This is a genomic window from Diaphorobacter limosus, assembly GCF_033100095.1.
In the GTDB taxonomy this organism is placed as follows: Bacteria; Pseudomonadota; Gammaproteobacteria; order Burkholderiales; family Burkholderiaceae_C; genus Alicycliphilus; species Alicycliphilus limosus.
The window spans coordinates 4,006,098-4,025,674 of sequence record NZ_CP136921.1; the positions used below are offsets into that span (position 1 = coordinate 4,006,098).

Consider the following 19,577-nt stretch of genomic DNA (forward strand, 5'->3'; position numbering starts at 1 on the left):
TCCCTAAACTGGGAAAATACGGGGATGAGCGAAGCACTCTCCCCGACAAAAAACCCCAAGATCGGCTTCGTCAGCCTGGGCTGCCCCAAGAACCTGACGGACTCCGAACTCATACTCACCCAGCTCTCCGCCGAGGGCTACGAGACCTCCAAGACCTTCCAGGGCGCGGATCTGGTCATCGTCAACACCTGCGGCTTCATCGACGATGCCGTGCGCGAGAGCCTGGACACGATTGGCGAGGCCCTGGCCGACAACGGCAAGGTCATCGTCACCGGCTGCCTGGGCGCGCGCGCCGATGATGGCGGCGGCAACCTGGTTAAGGGCGTGCACCCGAATGTGCTGGCCGTCACCGGCCCGCATGCCACGCAGGAGGTGATGGAGCATGTGCACCAGCACCTGCCCAAGCCGCACGACCCTTTCATCGACCTGGTGCCCGGCGCCTTCAGCGAGGCCGGCATCAAGCTCACGCCGCGCCACTACGCCTACCTGAAGATCTCCGAGGGCTGCAACCACCGCTGCACCTTCTGCATCATTCCGTCGATGCGTGGCGACCTGGTGTCGCGCCCGATCGGCGATGTGCTGAAGGAGGCCAGGGCGCTGTTCGAGGGCGGTGTGAAGGAGCTCTTGGTGGTCAGCCAGGACACCTCGGCCTACGGCGTGGACGTGAAATACCGCACAGGTTTTTGGGACGGCAAGCCGGTGCGCACGCGCCTGTTGGAGCTGGTGCAGCAGCTCGGCGAGATCGCCCGGGGGTACGGCGCCTGGGTGCGTCTGCACTACGTTTATCCGTACCCGAGCGTGGACGACATCATCCCGCTGATGGCCGACGGCCTGGTGCTGCCCTACCTGGACGTGCCCCTGCAGCACAGCCACCCCGATGTCCTGAAGCGCATGAAGCGCCCGGCCAGCGGCGAGAAGAACCTGGAGCGCATCCAGCGCTGGCGCGAGATGTGCCCCGAGCTGGTGATACGCAGCACCTTCATCGCCGGCTTTCCTGGCGAGACGGAAGAAGAGTTCGAGCACCTGCTGCAGTTCCTGCGCGAGGCGCAGATCGACCGCGCCGGCTGCTTTGCCTATAGCAACGTCAACGGAGCCGCGGCCAATGACCTGCCGGGCATGCTGCCGATGGAGCTGCGCGAGGAGCGCCGTGCACGCTTCATGGCCGTGGCCGAAGAGGTCTCCACCGCCCGCCTGCAGCGCCGCGTGGGCCAGACCCTGCAGGTGCTGGTGGACAAGTCCGTGGGCCTGGGCAAGAAGGGCGGCGTGGGTCGCAGCTGGGCCGATGCGCCCGAGATCGACGGCCTGGTCCATCTGCTGCCGCCCGAGAAGATCAGCAAAACCTACAAGGTGGGCGACTTCGTCAAGGCGCGCATCGTGGGCACGCAGGGGCATGACCTGGTGGGCGTGCCGGTCTGACTGCGGCGTCGGCACAAAAAAGGAGCGTGTGAACCACGCTCCTTTTTTTTGAGGGCAGGGCAGGGCGCTATCAGCCCCCCACGGCCAGCAGCTCCACGTCGAACTTCAGCGTGGCGTTGGGCGGGATCACGCCGCCGGCGCCGCGCGCGCCGTAGCCCAGATCCGCCGGGATGATGAGGGTGCGCTGGCCGCCGATCTGCATGCCCTGCACGCCCTCGTCCCAGCCCTTGATGACCATGCCCGCGCCCAGGGGAAACTCGAACGGATCGTTACGGTCACGGCTGGAGTCGAACTTGGCGCCCTGCTGGCCGTCCTTGTAGAGCCAGCCGGTGTAGTGCACGCGCACCGACTGGCCGCGTGTGGCCTGGGCGCCGGTGCCGACGACGCTGTCTTCGTACTGCAGGCCGGAGGCCGTGGTGGTGAATGCCATGTTGATTCCTTGAATTGCTTCAAAAAGTAGAGCTTACTGCGCTTGCCAATCAAGCGCTTGAGCTCAAAAAGACCAAAACCCGCATCGAGCGGGTTGGGTGGGTGAAGGGGCTGTCTTACTTCTTCGCGCGTGCTGCCGTCCAGCGGTTGGCAAAGGCCTGCACGTCGGACAGGCGCTTGAGCAGATCCTGCCCCGAGGGGGTGACGATGTAGCCGTCGCTGCCGTGGTCCATGAAACCGGCTTCGCGCAGTTCCTTGATGCGGGTGTTCAGCGTGTTGGGCGTGATGCCGCCAACGCTGTCCTGCAGCAGGCGGAAGGTCTGCGGGTGGCCGTCGCGCAGCGCCCACAGCACGCGCAGCGCGTAGCGGCATTCGAGTTTCTCGAACAGCTGAAAGACGGCGGCGTTTTCCTTGGAGCTCATGAACGCTTCTCCTTACGCTTGGGTTGGGTGATGGGGGTCTCCGCCGCATGCGGCGGGGTGACCGGGGTCGCAAAAAACGATAGCAATATAACGCGGAAATGCAACCGCTACAAGTTTGGTAGCTCCTGGCGCCTATCTGTCGTGCGCAAACGTCATAAATTGGCCGCAGTGTTGATGGTTGGATCAGGGCCGATTGCGCCGTAGCATGGCATGCTTTGCGGCTTTCCCGCTTTGCCACCGATCGGTCTTTTCCACATGCCTTCGAATCCATCCACTGCACCCCGCCTGCCGCTTGAAGGCCTGCGCGTGGTGGAGTTCACCCACATGGTCATGGGTCCGACCTGCGGCATGGTACTGGCCGACCTGGGGGCCGAGGTCATCAAGGTCGAGCCCGTGGAGGGCGACCGCACGCGCCACCTGCTGGGGGCGGGGGCGGGTTTTTTCCCGATGTTCAACCGCAACAAGAAGAGCATCGCCATCGACCTGCGCAAGCGCCAGGGGCGAGAGGTGGCGATCCGCCTGGCGAGCTCGGCTGACGTGGTGGTGCAGAACTTCAAGCCGGGCGTGATGGCCAAGTACGGCCTGGACTACGCCGCGCTCTCGCGCCTGAACGAGCGTATGGTTTACGTGAACCACACCGGTTTTCTGCCTGGGCCGTACGAGCACCGCACGGCGCTGGACGAGGTAGTGCAGATGATGGGCGGGCTGGCCTACATGACCGGCCGCTCGGGCGACCCGTTGCGCGCCGGCAGCAGCGTCAACGACATCATGGGTGGCATGTTTGGCGCCATGGGTGCCATGGCGGCGCTGATGCAGCGCCAGCAGACTGGACTGGGCCAGGAGGTGGATTCGGCCCTTTTCGAGAACAACGTCTTCCTGGTGGGCCAGCACATGATGCAGTACGCCGTCACCGGCCAGCCCGCCGCACCCATGCCCGAGCGCATCTCATCCTGGGCCGTGTACGACGTGTTCGATGTCAAGGACGGCGGGCAGATCTTTCTGGCGGTGGTGAGCGACGCGCAGTGGCAAGTTTTTTGCGACGCCATGGGCTACGCCGATCTCAATGCCGACCCGCGCCATGCCAGCAACAACGACCGCGTGCGCCAGCGCGCCACGCTTGTCCCTGAGCTGCGCCGGCGTCTGGGGCAGCACCGGGCCGAGGAGCTGGCGGCGGTGTTCGAGCGCCACGGCCTGCCGTTCGCGCCCATCGCACGCCCCGAGCAGCTGTTCGACGATCCGCACCTGACCGCCACCGGGGGCCTGGCCGAGATCACGCTACCCGACGGTGAACGTGCGGGGCAGGTGGCGCGCACCACGCTGCTGCCGCTGCGCATGGACGGCAAGCGTCCGGGCGTGCGCAGCGACCCGCCGCGCCTGGGCCAGCACACCGAGCAGCTGCTGCAGGGGTTGGGCTATGACGCCGGGCAGATCCAGGCACTGCTGGAGGCCAAGGCGGTGGTTTGATTTTGAATGTCTTTGGGCTGTGAGGCGCTACAGTCAAGCGCTAACAGCTATCATTTTAGATGGATTTTGCCTGCAGCATGCGCACCAGTACCAGCAGGGCGCGGTTGACCGGGGTGGCCAGGCCCAGCGCTGCGCCGCGGCGCACCACATAGCCGTTCAAATGCTCGATCTCGCTGGGTCGGCCGCGTGCCAGATCCTGGGCGGTGGATGACAGCTGGCCCGGCATGCTTTGCGCAATGCCGCGCACGGCGGCATGCACGTCACCGTCCATGCGCACGCCGTCGGCCTGCGCCACGGCCTGGCATTCGGCCACCAGATCGGCAATCACCGCGCTGGCGCCATCCTGTTGCACCAGCCAGCCATAGGGCTGCTGGGTGATCGCCGACAGCGCGTTGTAGGCACAGTTGATGACCAGCTTGGCCCACAGCGCGCCGCGCACGTTGCCGGACACCTGGGTGGGAATGCCAGCCGCGGCCAGTTCAAGCGCCAGGCGCTCGCTGACGGGCGAGGGGGCTATCAGCAGATCGCCGCGCCCGAAATGCCGCACATGGCCCGGCCCGGCCATGGCCGTGGCCACATACACCACGGCGGCGGCCACGGGCTGAGCGGGGCCGAGCATGGCGCGCACGCGCTCGTCGTTGTCCACGCCGTTCTGCAGCGTCAGCACCAGGGCGCCGGGCGCCAGATGCGGCTGGATCTGGCGCGCGGCGGTCTCGGTGTCGGTGGATTTGACGCACAGCAGCACCACGTCGGCGCCGGCTACCGCCTTGGCTTCGGTGCTGGCGCTCAGGCGCACATGCTCATCAAGCGTTGCGCTCTGCAGCCGCAGACCATGGGCGGTAATGGCCTGCACATGGGCCTGGCGGCCAATGAGGGTGACGGCATGTCCGGCGCGCGCCAGCAGCGCGCCAAAGTAGCAGCCCACCGAGCCCGCGCCCATGACGGCAAACGCGAGGCGTGGGGCAGAGGTGTCGGGGGTGGTGGTCATGGCGGGATGGGCAAGGGTTGGTGCGCAGGCATTGTCCATGGCGCGCAGCACCGTGCAACAGGGCGCAAAAAAAGCCCCGGCACCGGGCGGTGGCGGGGCTGGCTGGGTGACGCGATGCGGTTACAGCGAATCGATGAAGCTGCGCAGCTTGTCGCTGCGGCTGGGGTGCTTCAACTTGCGCAGCGCCTTGGCCTCGATCTGGCGGATGCGCTCGCGCGTCACGTCGAACTGCTTGCCCACCTCTTCCAGCGTGTGATCCGAGGTCATCTCGATGCCGAAGCGCATGCGCAGCACCTTGGCCTCGCGCGGTGTCAGGCCGTCCAGGATGTCCTTGACCACGTCGCGCAGGCCGGCCTGCATGGCGGCATCCACCGGCGCGGTGTTGTTGCTGTCCTCGATGAAGTCGCCCAGGTGGCTGTCGTCGTCGTCGCCGATGGGCGTTTCCATCGAGATCGGCTCCTTGGCGATCTTCATGATCTTGCGGATCTTGTCCTCGGGGATCTCCATCTTCTCGGCCAGGATGCTGGCGTCGGGCTCGAAGCCGAACTCCTGCAGATGCTGGCGCGAGATGCGGTTCATCTTGTTGATGGTCTCGATCATGTGCACCGGGATGCGGATGGTGCGCGCTTGGTCGGCGATCGAGCGCGTGATGGCCTGGCGGATCCACCAGGTGGCGTAGGTCGAGAACTTGTAGCCGCGGCGGTATTCGAACTTGTCCACGGCCTTCATCAGGCCGATGTTGCCCTCCTGGATCAGATCCAGGAACTGCAGGCCGCGGTTGGTGTACTTCTTGGCAATCGAGATCACCAGGCGCAGGTTGGCCTCGATCATCTCCTTCTTGGCGTCGCGCGAATTCGATTCGCCCTGGTTCATGCGCTTGTTGATGGCCTTGAGCTCGCCCAGCGGCACGACCACGCGCGACTGCAGGTCGATCAGGTGCTGCTGCAGCTCCTGGATCGGCGGGATGTTGCGCTGCATCACGGTGCTCCAGGGCTTGGCCGCGGCGGCCTGCTTCTCGACCCAGGTGCGGTCGAGCAGGTTGGGCGGGAACTCCTTGATGAAGGTCTCCTGCGGCATGCCGCACTTGTCCACGATGATGCGGCGCAGCTCACGCTCCTTCTTGCGCACATCGTCCACCTGGGCACGCACCATGTCGCACAGCTTCTCGATGGTCTTGGCCGTGAAGCGTATGGTCATCAGCTTGGCCGAGATCTCGTGCTGCACCTTCATGTACGCCGGCGTGCCGTAGCCCTCCTTGTCGTAGATCTTGTGCATCTTCTCGAACAGCGCGCGCAGCTCGTCAAAGCGCTCCAGCGCGTCGTTCTTGAGCTTTTCCAGCAGGCGCGTCATGGCCTTGGAGCCGCCCTTGCCGTCGTCGTCGTCCTCTTCGTCGTACTCGTCGAAGTCTTCCTCGGCCACGTAGTCGTCGGCCTCCTCGGGGTTGGAGAAGCCATCGACCACGGTGTTGATGATGACCTTGCCCTCGCGGATTTCCTCGCCCATGTTGAGGATCTCGGCGATGGTCGCGGGCGAGGCGCTGATGGCCTCCATCATGTCCATCAGGCCGCCCTCGATGCGCTTGGCGATCTCGATCTCGCCCTCACGCGTGAGTAGCTCCACCGTGCCCATCTCGCGCATGTACATGCGCACCGGGTCGGTGGTGCGGCCGAATTCGCTGTCCACGGTGGACAGGGCGGCCTCGGCCTCTTCCTCGGCTTCCTCGACCGTGGTGGCAGTGGGGGTGACGTTGTTCTGGAACAGGGTTTCCGCGTCGGGCGTCTGCTCGTACACGGCCACGCCCATGTCGCTGAGCATGGAGATCACGACTTCCAGCGTCTCGGCGTCGACCAGCTTGTCCGGCAGGTGGTCGGAGATCTCGACCTGCGTCAGGTAGCCGCGCGTCTTGCCCAGGGTGATCAGCTTCTTGAGCTGCGCGCGGCGCTTGGCCATGTCTTCTTCGGACAGGACCGTCTCGTCCAGGCCGAACTCCTTCATCAAGGCGCGTTCCTTGGCCTTGCTGATCTTCATGCGCAGGGGCTTGACCTTCTCGGCGGGCGCGGCCTCGGTGGTGGAAACCTCGGGTTCGGGCTCACCTTCCAGGTCGGCTTCGATGTCGGACAGGTCGGCATCGTCCTCCAGGCCTTCTTCCTTGCCCTTGGGCTTGCGGCCGCGCTTGGCGGGGGCCTTCTTGGCGGCCGCCTTGGGCGCCGTTGCCTCGTCGTCGGCGGCCTTGGGTTTGCGGCCGGGTTTTTTCTTGGGCGCCTCTTGAGCGTCTTCGGCTGGGGCAGCCTTGGCGGCGCGCGCGGGTTTTTTCTTCAACAGTTCGTCGGCGGCTTTTTCCAGCTCGGCTGAGGATTTGGGCGTTGGCACGGTCTTGACTTTCGTCGTCGCCTCGGGCGCAGCGGCTGCCTTGGACTTGGCGGCTTTCGCGGGCGCCTTGGCGGCGGTTTTCACGGTGGTTGTAGCTTCGGAAGCGGCCTGTGCGGCGGTGCCGGTGGCGGACTTGGGCGACTTCGCGGACTTTTGAACGGGCATGGAACAACCTCAGGGTCAAAAACGGACACACAAAGAAAACACAAGCGCCAGCGGTATCGGCGCGGTCAGGCACGGCGCAGGCCGGGGCATGCGCGGTTCGAGGGGCAGGCCCTCAGAGGCAAGATGTCTGGGCGAACATTTGGGATGCAGTCCTTGCGGTGGGGTGGGCGGTTGCGCGCTGTTGTCGCGGTTGCCTGATCCGGAGGTGCTGCTGTCGCTCTTGCCGACAAACCTTACATTATACCGACTTGGATTTTTTCAAGAGCCCGGTTGCCCATGGCTTTCCAGGATGCGGCGGCGCTCCTGCAGCTGGCGATATCGCTGCAGTGCCGTGGGATCCTGGGCCGCGGCGGCGATGAGTGCGTTTTGCTCCTGTTTCAGCGCATCGATGAGCATGCGGTTCAGCAGGCCGCGCAGTTCGGCGCGCAGCTCGGCTTCGTCGCCCTCGGTCTGGGCGTGGCTGCCGCTCATCAGGCGCTCGGCCAGGGCCTGGCTGTCATGGCCGGCCAGAGCCTCGCGCAAAACGGCCCAGGACTGGGGGCCATGCTCGTGCAGCTGGCCCTCCAGCCACACGAACAGCGCGCCATGGGGCGCGGGCTGCTCGCGCAGCAGGCCATGGTCTTCGTGCGAAAGTTCTTCGAGAAACTGCATGTGCGACAGCAGCAGCCGCGCCGCGTGGTCGGCGCGGCCGGCCACCGGCGTGCGCGGCAGCGGCGGTTGGGCGGGGCGCTGTTCCTCGCGGCGCCAGCGGCCGCCCTTGCCATTCCAGTCGCCGCTCTTGCGCCAGGGTCGGGTGGTCTGTGCGGTGTCGCCAGGCCATGACCCTGGCGGCTCCTGGCCCCAGGGTGGTTCGTCGCCGAACGGAGGAGCGTTGTGCGCCGCGCCGGCTGGGCCGGGGTGGCGTGCGCCGTCTTGTGCCCACAGGCTGGCCAGCTCTGTGGCTGGCAGCTGACCCAGCTCGCCCAACTCGGCCAGCAGTTGCCGCCTGAGTGCGCCATCGGGCAGGGCAGACCATAGTGGTCGCGCGTTGCTCAGCATATGGGCACGGCCCTCGGCCTGCCCTAAGTCGCAGCCTTCGCGCGCGGCGTCCAGCAGGAAGCGCGACAGCGGCATGGCCTCGCCCACATGGCGCGCAAAGGCCTCGGGGCCGTGGGCGCGGATGAAGCTGTCGGGGTCATGTTCGGAGGGCAGAAACAGAAACTTCACGCTGCGCGTGTCGCTGGCATAGGGCAGGGCGCCATCGAGCGCCTTGCGCGCCGCGCGCCGCCCGGCCGCGTCGCCATCAAAGCTGAACACCACCTGCTCGGTGAAACGAAACAGTTTGTGTACATGATCCGGCGTGCAGGCCGTGCCCAGCGTGGCCACGGCGTTGGCAAACCCCAGCTGGGCCAGGGCCACCACGTCCATGTAGCCCTCGGTGACCAGGGCGTAGCCCATCTCGCGGATCGCCTGACGCGCCTCGAACAGGCCGTAGAGCTCGCGCCCCTTGTGGAATACCGGTGTCTCGGGCGAGTTCAGGTACTTGGGCTTGTCGTCGCCCAGCACGCGCCCGCCAAAGCCTATGCATTCGCCCTTCACGTTACGGATGGGGAACATCACCCGGTCGCGAAAGCGGTCGTAGCGTTTGCCGTCCTCGGCATTCACGATCACCAGGCCGCTTTCTTCGAGCAACGGGCTGTCGTATTCCGGGAACACGCTGGCCAGGCCGCGCCAGCCTTCGGGCGCGTAACCCAGGCCATAGCGACTGGCGATCTGGCCCGATACACCCCGACCCTTGAAGTACTGGATGGCGCGCGGACTGTCGCGCAGATGCTTGCGCCAGGCCTCGCCGGCCTTCTCCAGCACGTCGGTCAGGGTGGCCTGTTTCTGCCGCTGGGCTGCGGCGCGCTCGCGATCCTGGGGTGACTGGTCGTCCTGCGGCACCTGCATACCGGTCTGCTGGGCCAGATCCTGCACCGCTTCGACAAAGCCCATGCCGGCATGGTCCATCAGGAAACCAATGGCGTTGCCGTTCTTGCCGCAGCCAAAGCAGTGGTAGAACTGTTTGGACGGGCTGACGCTGAACGAGGGCGACTTTTCCCCATGAAAAGGGCACAGCCCCATGAAGTTGGCGCCGCTTTTTTTCAGCTGCACATAGCGGCCGACGATATCGACCACGTCGACGCGCGCAAGCAACTCCTGGATGAACGACTGGGGGATGGACACGGGGCTATTTTCTCTCAGCCTCTTGCCCGCGCGCTCAGTTCGGCGTCAGGCGGGTTTGTTGTAATCGGGGGTACTGAATTTTTGCTTCGGAGTTTCCATGACCGCCAACCACATGTACGACCAGAACCTGTCACGCAACGCGGCCAACCACGCCCCGCTGTCGCCCCTGTCCTTCATCGAGCGCACGGCCGAGGTTTACCCAGAGCGCCTGGCCATCGTCCATGGCGAGCTGCGCCAGACCTGGGCCCAGACCTACGCGCGCTGCCGTCGCCTGGCCAGCAGCCTGCAGCGCGCCGGCATAGCCAAGAACGACACCGTGGCGGTGATGCTGCCCAACACTCCGCCCATGGTGGAGGCGCATTTCGGTGTGCCCATGGCCGGCGCCGTGCTCAACGCGCTGAACACGCGCCTGGACCCCGAGACCATCGCCTTCATGCTGGATCACGGCGAGGCCAAGGCGGTGATCGTCGATCCCGAGTTCGCCACCGTCATTGCCAAGGCGCTTACGCTGCGCCAGTCCAAGGCGCCGTTGCTGCTGATCGACGTGGAGGACGAGGTCTATGGCGCGGCCGAGCTGCGCGTGGGCCAGCAGACCTACGAGGAGTTTCTGGCCGCGGGCGACCCCCAGTTCGCCTGGGAGCTGCCGGGCGACGAGTGGGATGCCATCGCCCTCAACTACACGTCAGGCACCACCGGCAACCCCAAGGGCGTGGTCTACCACCACCGCGGCGCCACCATCAACGCCATCAGCAACGTGCTGGAGTGGGACATGCCCAAGCATGCCGTGTATCTGTGGACCCTGCCCATGTTCCACTGCAATGGCTGGTGCTTCCCGTGGACGGTGGCGGCGCGTGCCGGCGTCAACGTCTGCCTGCGCCGCGTCGAGGCACAGGCCATCTTTGATGCCATGCGCAAGCATGGTGTCACGCATTACTGCAGCGCACCCATCGTGCATGGCCTGCTGGTGAATGCCCCGGCCGCCATGAAGGCCGGCGTGCCGGCGGGCATCAAGGCCATGGTGGCCGGCGCCGCGCCGCCGGCCTCGATGATCGAGGGCATGGAAAAACTCGGCTTCGACCTGACCCATGTCTACGGCCTGACCGAGGTCTATGGCCCGGCCACGGTGTGCGCCAAGCACGACGCCTGGGGCGATCTGGACATCGGCGAGCGTGCCCGCCTGAACGCGCGCCAGGGCGTGCGCTACCACCTGCAGCGCGCGGCCGCCGTGCTCGACCCCGAGACCATGCAGAGCGTGCCGCACGACGGCGAGACCATGGGCGAGATCATGTTCCGCGGCAACATCGCCATGAAGGGCTACCTGAAGAACCCCCAGGCGACCGAAGAGGCCTTCCGCGGTGGCTGGTTCCATTCGGGCGACCTGGCCGTGCAGTACCCCGACGGCTACATCAAGATCAAGGATCGCAGCAAGGACATCATCATCTCGGGCGGCGAGAACATCTCCTCCATCGAGGTGGAAGACGTGCTGTATCGCCACCCCGACGTGCTGGCCGCCGCCGTGGTCGCCAGGCCCGATCCGAAGTGGGGGGAGACGCCCTGCGCCTTCGTCGAGCTGAAGGCCGGCGCCCAGACCACGCCCGAGGACATCGTGGCGCATTGCAAGCAGCACCTGGCCGGCTTCAAGGTGCCGCGCGCCGTGGTGTTTGGCGAGCTGCCCAAGACCAGCACCGGCAAGATCCAGAAGTTTGAACTGCGCAAGCAGGCCGGGTCGGCAGCGGCCATCAACGTCTGATTTTGATAGCTGTTAGCGCTTGATGGGCGGGCGCTAGAGCCATATTTTGTCAAAACTACGCCTGCGCCAGGCGCTGCAATTCGGCCCAGGTGGCGGCCGGTAGCGCAACGCCTTCGCGCAGCGACTGCGCCCGCTGGCGGTAGCGGCGCTCGCCGGGCAGGCGCTGCTGACCGGCCCCGGCCATGGCCCGCACCAGGTCTTCGCAGCGCTGGGCAAACCCACGCCCCTGGCTCTTGGCCGGGTCTATGGCGATGATCAGCTCGCCCGTGTGCGGGGTTTGTGCGCCGGAGTGGCCGCGCCAGTCGAACTCGAACGAAAAATGGCCACCCGTGAGCGCCGCGGCCAGCAGCTCCACCATCATCGACAGGGCCGAGCCCTTGTAGCTGCTGTGCAGGCCGCCAAAGGGCAGTAGCGCACCGCCGTCCAGCACGGCGCGCGGGTCGGTCGTTGGCTGGCCATTGCAGTCCACGCCAAACCCCTCGGGCAGTGGCCGGCCCTCGCGCGCCGCAATCTGCACATCGCCATGGGCCATGGCGCTGGTGGCCAGGTCGAACACCAGAGGGTCATGGCCGGCGCGCGGCGCGGCGAAGGCGATGGGGTTGGTGCCAAACAGCGCCTTGGTGCCGCCGCTGGGCACCACGCAGGCCATGCTGTTGACCAGGGCCAGCGCCACCAGACCGTCGCGCGCCAGCGGCTCGACGTCGGGCCACAGGGCAGCAAAATGGTGCGAGTTGTGGATCGCCAGCAGCGCGATGCCGTTGGCACGCGCCTTGGCCACCAGGGCGTCGTAGGCCATCATGTAGGCCGGCTGGGCAAAGCCATTGCACGCATCCACCGACAGAAAGCCTGGCGCCATGTCCTGCACCCGGGGTATGGCGTGGCCGTCCACCCAACCGCTGGCCAGCGTGGAAAGGTAGCCGGGAATGCGAAACACGCCATGGCTGTGCGCGCCGTCGCGCTCGGCGCTGGCACAGTTGTCGGCCAGCACGGCGGCGACGGCGGCGCTGGTGCCGTGGCGTTCGAAGATGTGCGCCAGCGTCGTGCGCAGGGTGTCGAAGGGGATGTGCTCTGTCGGCGTGAGGTGGGCGTGTTTGGTGTTCATGTGTGGTGAGGGTGGCGCTGTATCTGCACAGCCTAAACCCAATACCTGCTGAACCATCAATCCACCAGCGCCACACCCTTCACCTGGGCAAACACTGTGTCCCCAACGGCCAGCGCCAGTTGCTGACACGAGCGCCGGGTGATGCGTGCCAGCAGCGCCGTACCCGCGGCGTCCAGCGCCACCAGCATCTGGCCCGGGCTGTCTTCGGCCAGCTGCGTGATGCGTGCCGGCAGCAGGTTCAGGATGCTGCTGTCGGTGGCGCGTGTACGTGCCAGGCTGACATCGCGCGCCAGCACGCGCAGGCGCACGGCTTCGCCCGCTACATATTGCTGGGTAGCGATCAGGTGCAGCCGGCCGCCGCTGAAGGCCACGCTGAGCAGGTGATCGTGCGCATCGTGCGCCAGCACCTGTGCCTGCACCAGTGCAGCGGCCGTGTCGCCATGGGACAGGGGCAGATCCAGGCGCGTCATCAGCTCGGCCGTGGGGCCCTGGACTTTGACGTGGCCGGCCTGCAGCAGTACCAGGTGCGATGCCAGGCGCGCGACTTCGTCGGGGGAGTGGCTGACGTAGAGCATCGGGATGTCCAGGCTGCGCTGCAGGCGCTCCAGATATGGCAGCACCTCGGCCTTGCGCGCTGCGTCCAGCGCGGCCAGGGGCTCGTCCATGAGCAGCAGGCGTGGGCTGGCGGCGAGGGCTCGGGCAATGGCCACGCGCTGGCGCTCGCCGCCCGACAGCGTGTGCGGCATGCGCGCCAGCATTGCAGACAGCCCGAGCAGCTCGACGGCCTGATCCAGCGACACGCGTCGGCGCTCGGGCGCCAGGCGGCGCAGGCCGTATTCCATGTTCTGCCGCACGTTCAGATGGGCAAACAGGCTGGCTTCCTGGAACACATAGCCCAGCTGGCGTTTGTGCGTGGGCAGCCACAGGCCGGCCGCATCGTCCTGCCACGGTTGGCCGTTGACCTCGACGCGGCCCGTGGTGCGTTCCAGCCCGGCGATGGCGCGCAGGCAGGTGGTCTTGCCGCAGCCTGATGGCCCAAACAGCGCCGTCACGCCCTGGCTGGGCAGTTGCAGGTCTACGTCGAGCAGGAAGTCGGGGCGTTGCAGGCGCAGACGCGCGTTGATGCCGGTCATTGCAGCCGCCCCTTGGGCTGCAGCCAATGCAGCGCCATCAGCACGACGAAGGCGAATGCCACCATGCCGCCCGCGAGCCAATGTGCCTGGGCGTACTCCATGGCCTCCACATGGTCGTAGATCTGCACCGACACCACGCGTGTCTTGCCCGGGATGTTGCCGCCCAGCATCAGCACCACGCCAAACTCGCCCACGGTGTGGGCAAAGCTCAGCACCGCGGCGGTGATGAAGCCCGGGCGCGCCAGCGGCAGGGCGACGGTGAAGAAACGATCGAGCGGCCCCGCGCCCAGGGCCGCGGCCACTTCCAGCGGGCGCCGGCCCATGGATTCGAACGCGCGCTGCAGCGGCTGAACGGCAAACGGCAGTGAATACACGATGGAGCCAACGACCAGGCCCCAGAAGGTAAAGGGCAGGCGGCCCCAGCCCAGCGACTCGGTGAGCCGCCCCACCGGGCCACTGGGGCCCATCAGCACCAGCAGGTAGAACCCGATCACCGTGGGAGGCAGCACCAGCGGCAGCGCCACTACGGCCCCTACCGGGCCGCGCCAGCGCGAGGGTGTGTGCGCCAGCCACCAGGCAATCGGCGTGCACAGCACCAGCAGCAGCACGGTGGTGATGCCGGCCAGCTCCAGCGTGAGCCGGATGGCAGACCAGTCTTCGGGGGACAGCAATGGCAAGGTTTTGCGGGTGGTGGTCGGCGGGTCAGAAAGAATAACCGTAGGACTTGATGATGGCGCGCGCCTTGTCGCCCTTGAGGTAGTCCATCAGCGCGGCCGCCGCTGCGTTGCCCTGACCCGGCTTGAGCACGATGGCGTCCTGGCGGATGCTCTCATGCATGCTGGCCGGCACGACCCAGGCCGAGCCTTCGCGCAGCTTGCCGCCCTCCATGACCTGCGACAGCGCCACAAAGCCCAGCGGCGCGTTGCCGGATGCGGCGAACTGGTAGGTCTGGCCAATGTTCTCCCCCTGCACGATGCGCGGCTGCACCTGTGCCGTCAGGCCCAGCCTGTTCAGCGTTTGCATGGCCGCCAGGCCGTAGGGCGCCAGCTTGGGGTTGGCTATTGCAATATGCTGCCAGTCGGTCTTTTGCAGCACCTTGCCGTCGGCATCCACGTAGCCGGGCTGTTTGCTCCACAGCACCAGCTGGCCGATGGCATAGGTGAAGCGCGTGCTGCCATCGCCCAGGCCTTCTTTGCCAATTTTTTCGGGGGTGGTGTCGTCCGCTGCCAGCAACACGCCAAACGGCGCGCCGTTGGCGATCTGCGCATAGAACTTGCCGGTGGCGCCAAACGACAGCTGGGCCTTGTGGCCCGTGTCCTGCTCGAATTGCGCGGCAATCTTCTGCATGGGTGCCGTGAAGTTTGCCGCCACGGCGACGGAAACCTCGCCGGCATGTGCCGTGGGCAACAGAACGGCGGCCAGAGCCAGGGAGCGCAAAGGGTGCATGAATCGCCTCGCTATTCCAAATATGAATAGCGAGAAGTATAGCCAGCACCTGAACGCTCAAAGGCATGATGCCGCCCATGCAGCAATCCGAATCCTTGGTGAATGCCCTGGGGCATGGCATGGTCGACAAGCGCATCGACATCCTGCGCCAGATAGGGCAGGGCGGTTCCATCTCGCAGGCCGCGCGCGCTGCGGGCGTCAGCTACAAGGCCGCCTGGCAGGCGCTGGACACGCTGACCAACCTGGCCGGCGTGACCCTGGTCGAACGCGTGGTGGGCGGCGCGGGTGGTGGCGGCGCGCGGCTCACGCCCGCGGCCGAGCAGTTGCTGGCCGCGGCCGACGCCGTGCGCCAGGCGCGCGTGTCGGCATTGGCGCAGCTGGAGGGCGGCGGCGCAGACCTGGCCGTGGCGCGGCTGTCGCTGCGCACCAGCATGCGCAATCAGTGGCCGTGCATCGTGCAGGACATGCGATCTTGTGGTCAGATCGTGCGCGTGCACCTGTGTGGCGTGGGCCCTGCGGCCGCCGGCCTGGCGGTGACTGCGCGCATCACGCTGGAGAGCGCGGAACTGCTGGGCCTGCTTGCGGGTGTGCCGGTGCAGGCGCTGTGCAAGGCCACGGCGGTACATGTGCTGGCGGCCACCAAGGCGCCGGTGCCGGCAGGCGGCAACCAATGGCCAGGCCGGGCCAGTCGCGTGTCGCGCGGCGAGCTGGGCGACGAGGTGGCTGTGCAGCTGGATGCAGGCGTGCAGATGGTGGGCTTTGCCGCGCCGGACTCGGGTCTGCGGGCACGCTCACGCGTGGTGCTGGTCATCGATGAGTCGGCCGTTGTTCTGGCGGTTTGAACTATCACGAAAAGGCCGGGCGTGTAATGAGTTGCGTCGGTTTAGGCGTTTGTACGTAGGCATTTCTCCCGTTCAAATTCCGAGCTTGCGCCCCATATGATGCGCCGCAACATATACAAGGAGAAAGCCGTCGCGCACCGCCGTGCGCGGCGTGCTTGGTGGCAATGAGCGACGACGTCATACTGAAAACATCCCACCTGACCAAGGAATTCAAGGGCTTCACGGCTGTGAGCGACGTGAACCTGAGCGTGCGCCGCGGCTCCATCCACGCGCTGATCGGCCCTAACGGCGCGGGCAAGACTACCTGCTTCAACCTGCTGACCAAATTCCTGGTGCCAACCTCGGGCAGCATCGTCTTCAACGGCACCGACATCACCAACGAGCAGCCGGCGCAGATCGCGCGCCGCGGCGTCATCCGCTCGTTCCAGATCTCGGCCGTGTTCCCGCACCTCACGCTGATGGAGAACGTGCGCCTGGGCCTGCAGCGCAAGCTGGGCACCTCGTTCCATTTCTGGCGCAGCCAAAGTTCGCTGAACCAGCTCAACGATCGCGCTGTCCAGTTGCTGGCCGAGGTGGGCCTGGAAGAGATGGCCGACGAGGTCACGGTGAACCTGCCATATGGCCAAAAGCGCGCGCTGGAGATTGCCACCACACTGGGCATGGAGCCCGAGCTGATGCTGCTCGACGAGCCCACCCAGGGCATGGGCCACGAGGACGTGGACCGCGTCACGCAGCTCATCAAGAAAGTGTCGGCCGGCCGCACCATCCTGATGGTGGAGCACAACATGAAGGTCATCTCCACGATCGCCGACCGGATCACGGTGCTGCAGCGCGGCGCCGTGCTGGCCGAAGGCAATTACGAAGAAGTCTCGAACAACCCGCAAGTGATGGAAGCCTACATGGGCACGACCGACGGCGAACTGCAGGGGGCGCACTGACATGGCAGGCACTCCCGCTCTGGAAATCAAGGGCCTTGAGGCCTGGTACGGCGAATCGCATGTGCTGCATGGCGTGGACATGGTGGTGCAGCCCGGCGAGGTGGTCACGCTGCTGGGGCGCAACGGCGCCGGACGCACCTCCACGCTGCGCGCCATCATGGGCCTGACCGGTGCGCGCAAGGGCTCGATCAAGGTCTATGGCACCGAGACCATAGACATGGCCACGCACCGCATCGCGCACCTGGGCCTGGGCTATTGCCCGGAAGAGCGCGGCATCTTCTCCAGCCTGTCTTGTGAGGAGAACCTGCTGCTGCCGCCCGCGCTCAAGACCGGCCAGGCCGGCATGTCGGTCGATGAAATCTACGCCATGTTCCCCAACTTGGCCGAGCGCAAGAACAGCCAGGGCACGCGCCTGTCCGGCGGGGAGCAGCAGATGCTGGCCGTGGCCCGCATCCTGCGCACCGGCGCCAAGCTGCTGCTGCTCGACGAGATCTCCGAAGGCCTGGCTCCGGTCATCGTGCAGGCCCTGGCGCGCATGATCACCACGCTGCGCGCCAAGGGCTACACGGTGGTCATGGTGGAGCAGAACTTCCGCTTTGCCGCGCCCCTGGCCGACCGCTTCTACGTCATGGAGCATGGCCGTATCGTTGAAAAGTTCGAGGCCTCCGAGCTGCAGGCCAAGATGCCCGTGCTCAATCAGCTGCTGGGCGTTTGAGCCCCGATTTGGCAGCGCAAGATTCGATTTCTGACCACCAAGAGAAGGAGAGATACATGAACCGCAAACTCAAAACCCTGGTCGCCGTGCTCGGTGCCGCCGGCATGGGCCTGGCTGCCAGCCAGGCGCAGGCGCAGGACAAGGTGAAGATCGGTTTCATCACCGACATGTCCAGCCTGTACGCCGACGTGGAGGGCAAGAACGGCGCGCTGGCCATCCAGATGGCCATCGACGACTTCGGCGGCAAGGTGCTGGGCAAGCCCATCGAGCTGATGAGCGCCGACCACCAGAACAAGGCCGACATCGCCGCCAGCAAAGCGCGCGAGTGGATCGACACCCAGGGCCTGACCATGCTGTTTGGCGGCACGCAGTCGGGCACGGCGCTGGCCATGGCCGAAATCGCCAAGGAAAAGAAGCGTGTGTTCTTTGACAGCGGCGCTGGCTCGTCGGCATTGACCAACGATCAGTGCAGCCCCTACACCGTGCACTACGCCTACGACACCGTGGCCCTGGCCAAGGGCACGGGCAGCGCCGTGGTCAAGCAGGGCGGCAAGAGCTGGTTCTTCCTCACGGCCGACTACGCCTTTGGCGCCGCACTAGAGGCAGATACCGCCCGGGTGGTCAAGGAAAACGGCGGCACCGTGGTGGGCAGCGTCAAGCATCCTCTGAATGCGTCGGATTTTTCCTCCTTCCTGCTGCAGGCGCAAAACTCCAAGGCCCAGGTGCTGGGCCTGGCGAATGCGGGCGGCGACCTGATCAACTCCATCAAGGCCGCCAAGGAATTCGGCATCACCAAGAGCATGAAGCTGGTCGGCCTGCTGGTGTTCATCACCGACGTGCACAGCCTGGGCCTGAAGAACACCGAAGGCCTGCTGCTGACCACCAGCTGGGACTGGAACCTGAACGACCAGACACGCGCCTTCGGCAAGAAGTTCTTCGAAAAGGCCAAGCGCATGCCCACGGACATCCAGGCGGCCGACTATTCCGCCACCATGAACTACCTCAAGGCCGTGCAGGCGGCGGGCACCACGGATGCCGACAAGGTCATGGCCAAGCTCAAGTCCACGCCCATCGACGACTTCTACGCCAAGGGCGTGATTCGCCCCGACGGCCGCTTCGCGCACGACATGTATTTGATGCAGGTGAAGTCGCAAAAGGAGTCGCAACAGCCCTGGGACTACTACAAAGTCGTGGCCAAGCTGCCGGCAGATCAGGTGTGGACTACCAAGGCCGAGAGCAAGTGCGCGCTGTGGAAGTGATGCACGGTTGACCCCTTCCCCACAACACGCGTTTTTCTCATGGAAATCTTTGGTGTTTCAATGCCGGCCATGCTCAGCCAGCTCCTGCTGGGGCTGGTCAATGGCTCGTTCTACGCGATCCTCAGTCTGGGCCTGGCCGTCATCTTCGGCCTGCTCAACGTGATCAACTTCGCCCATGGCGCTTTGTTCATGCTGGGGGCGTTGATCACCTGGATGGCCATGAGTTACCTGGGCGTCAACTACTGGGTGATGTTGATCGCCTCGCCCCTGGTGGTGGGGCTTGTCGGGGTGGTCATAGAGCGCCTGTTCCTGCGCTGGATCTACAAGCTCGATCACCTGTACGGCCTGCTGCTCACGCTGGGTCTGACGATGGTGATCGAGGGCGTGTTCCGCTCCATCTACGGTGTCTCTGGCCTGGGGTATGACACGCCCGAGCTGCTGGAGGGCGCGACCAACCTGGGCTTCATGATCCTGCCCAACTACCGCGCCTGGGTGGTGGTGGCCTCCATCGTGGTGTGCATCGCCACCTGGTATGTGATCGAGAAGACCAAGCTTGGCGCTTATCTGCGCGCCGGCACCGAGAACCCGCGTTTGGTCGAGGCCTTTGGCGTCAACGTGCCGGTGATGATCACGCTGACCTACGCCTTCGGCGCCGCGCTGGCGGCCTTTGCCGGGGTGCTGGCAGCGCCCGTCTACCAGGTCACGCCGCTGATGGGCCAGAACCTGATCATCGTGGTGTTCGCCGTGGTGGTGATCGGCGGCATGGGCTCCATCATGGGCTCCATCCTCACCGGCCTGGGCCTGGGCGTGATCGAGGGTTTCACGAAGGTGTTCTACCCCGAGGCGTCTTCCACCGTCGTGTTCGTCATCATGGCCATTGTTTTGCTCATCCGCCCCGCCGGCCTGTTCGGCAAAGAAAAGTAAGCCGAGAGG

The 19,577-nt window shown here is 65.8% G+C and carries 17 protein-coding genes; 8 read left to right on the forward strand and 9 right to left on the reverse strand.

Annotated elements, in window-relative coordinates; all coding sequences use genetic code 11:
- Positions 1-24: 24 nt before the first annotated feature.
- Positions 25-1,416, forward strand: a complete 1,392-nt coding sequence (gene rimO / locus P4826_RS19295) for a 30S ribosomal protein S12 methylthiotransferase RimO (protein WP_317701952.1) — start codon at positions 25-27, stop codon at positions 1,414-1,416.
- A 70-nt stretch (positions 1,417-1,486) separates the two neighbouring features.
- Here rimO and P4826_RS19300 read toward each other — a convergent pair whose 3' ends face one another.
- Both P4826_RS19300 and P4826_RS19305 read right to left on the reverse strand, forming a co-directional pair.
- A complete protein-coding gene (locus P4826_RS19300) occupies positions 1,487-1,846 on the reverse strand; it encodes an FKBP-type peptidyl-prolyl cis-trans isomerase (protein ID WP_317701953.1) in 360 nt (119 codons plus the stop codon).
- 115 nt (positions 1,847-1,961) lie between these two features.
- Entirely contained in the window at positions 1,962-2,267 is a 306-nt protein-coding gene (locus P4826_RS19305; RefSeq protein ID WP_317701954.1) for a winged helix-turn-helix transcriptional regulator, read from the reverse strand.
- A gap of 255 nt (positions 2,268-2,522) precedes the next feature.
- Here P4826_RS19305 and P4826_RS19310 point away from each other — a divergent pair, with 255 nt between their 5' ends.
- On the forward strand, positions 2,523-3,731 hold the full coding sequence (locus P4826_RS19310; protein WP_317701955.1) for a CaiB/BaiF CoA transferase family protein: 1,209 nt from the start codon (positions 2,523-2,525) through the stop codon (positions 3,729-3,731).
- Positions 3,732-3,786: 55 nt separating this feature from the next.
- On the opposite strand, the gene P4826_RS19315 is transcribed toward P4826_RS19310, so the two are convergent.
- The 3 genes from P4826_RS19315 to dnaG form a co-directional block, all read right to left on the reverse strand.
- Positions 3,787-4,719 (reverse strand): ketopantoate reductase family protein, encoded by a 933-nt coding sequence (locus P4826_RS19315; RefSeq protein ID WP_317701956.1) that lies wholly within the window; start codon positions 4,717-4,719, stop codon positions 3,787-3,789.
- 120 nt (positions 4,720-4,839) lie between these two features.
- Positions 4,840-7,254, reverse strand: a complete 2,415-nt coding sequence (rpoD, locus tag P4826_RS19320) for an RNA polymerase sigma factor RpoD (RefSeq protein ID WP_317701957.1) — start codon at positions 7,252-7,254, stop codon at positions 4,840-4,842.
- A gap of 258 nt (positions 7,255-7,512) precedes the next feature.
- Entirely contained in the window at positions 7,513-9,459 is a 1,947-nt protein-coding gene (gene dnaG, locus P4826_RS19325) for a DNA primase (RefSeq protein WP_317701958.1), read from the reverse strand.
- 97 nt (positions 9,460-9,556) lie between these two features.
- Between dnaG and P4826_RS19330 the strand changes: the two genes are divergently transcribed.
- A complete protein-coding gene (locus P4826_RS19330) occupies positions 9,557-11,209 on the forward strand; it encodes an acyl-CoA synthetase (protein ID WP_317701959.1) in 1,653 nt (550 codons plus the stop codon).
- Between the two features lie 55 nt (positions 11,210-11,264).
- On the opposite strand, the gene P4826_RS19335 is transcribed toward P4826_RS19330, so the two are convergent.
- Genes P4826_RS19335 through modA form a run of 4 tightly spaced genes read right to left on the reverse strand, consistent with a single transcriptional unit; the run spans position 11,265 to position 14,890 of the window.
- Positions 11,265-12,311, reverse strand: coding sequence for an Ldh family oxidoreductase (locus P4826_RS19335; protein ID WP_317701960.1), 1,047 nt, complete (start codon positions 12,309-12,311; stop codon positions 11,265-11,267).
- A gap of 56 nt (positions 12,312-12,367) precedes the next feature.
- A complete protein-coding gene (gene modC / locus P4826_RS19340; RefSeq protein ID WP_317701961.1) occupies positions 12,368-13,444 on the reverse strand; it encodes a molybdenum ABC transporter ATP-binding protein in 1,077 nt (358 codons plus the stop codon).
- Positions 13,441-14,115: a molybdate ABC transporter permease subunit gene (gene modB / locus P4826_RS19345; protein WP_425605275.1), complete on the reverse strand. Its 675-nt coding sequence runs from the start codon at positions 14,113-14,115 to the stop codon at positions 13,441-13,443. The genes modC and modB overlap by 4 nt, the downstream gene beginning before the upstream one ends.
- Positions 14,116-14,146: 31 nt before the next feature.
- On the reverse strand, positions 14,147-14,890 hold the full coding sequence (modA, locus tag P4826_RS19350) for a molybdate ABC transporter substrate-binding protein (RefSeq protein WP_317701963.1): 744 nt from the start codon (positions 14,888-14,890) through the stop codon (positions 14,147-14,149).
- Positions 14,891-14,955: 65 nt separating this feature from the next.
- Between modA and P4826_RS19355 the strand changes: the two genes are divergently transcribed.
- The 5 genes from P4826_RS19355 to P4826_RS19375 all read left to right on the forward strand — a co-directional run bounded on the left by P4826_RS19355 (position 14,956) and on the right by P4826_RS19375 (position 19,568).
- Positions 14,956-15,732, forward strand: coding sequence for a TOBE domain-containing protein (locus P4826_RS19355; protein ID WP_425605190.1), 777 nt, complete (start codon positions 14,956-14,958; stop codon positions 15,730-15,732).
- A 164-nt stretch (positions 15,733-15,896) separates the two neighbouring features.
- The gene (locus P4826_RS19360) at positions 15,897-16,670 is read left to right on the forward strand and encodes an ABC transporter ATP-binding protein (protein WP_317701964.1); all 774 of its coding nucleotides are present in this window, start codon (positions 15,897-15,899) and stop codon (positions 16,668-16,670) included.
- Position 16,671: 1 nt separating this feature from the next.
- Complete coding sequence (locus P4826_RS19365; RefSeq protein ID WP_317701965.1) at positions 16,672-17,385, forward strand: ABC transporter ATP-binding protein; 714 nt, start codon at positions 16,672-16,674, stop codon at positions 17,383-17,385.
- A 56-nt stretch (positions 17,386-17,441) separates the two neighbouring features.
- Positions 17,442-18,644, forward strand: a complete 1,203-nt coding sequence (locus tag P4826_RS19370; RefSeq protein WP_317701966.1) for an ABC transporter substrate-binding protein — start codon at positions 17,442-17,444, stop codon at positions 18,642-18,644.
- 39 nt (positions 18,645-18,683) lie between these two features.
- A complete protein-coding gene (locus P4826_RS19375) occupies positions 18,684-19,568 on the forward strand; it encodes a branched-chain amino acid ABC transporter permease (protein WP_317701967.1) in 885 nt (294 codons plus the stop codon).
- Positions 19,569-19,577 lie beyond the last annotated feature (9 nt).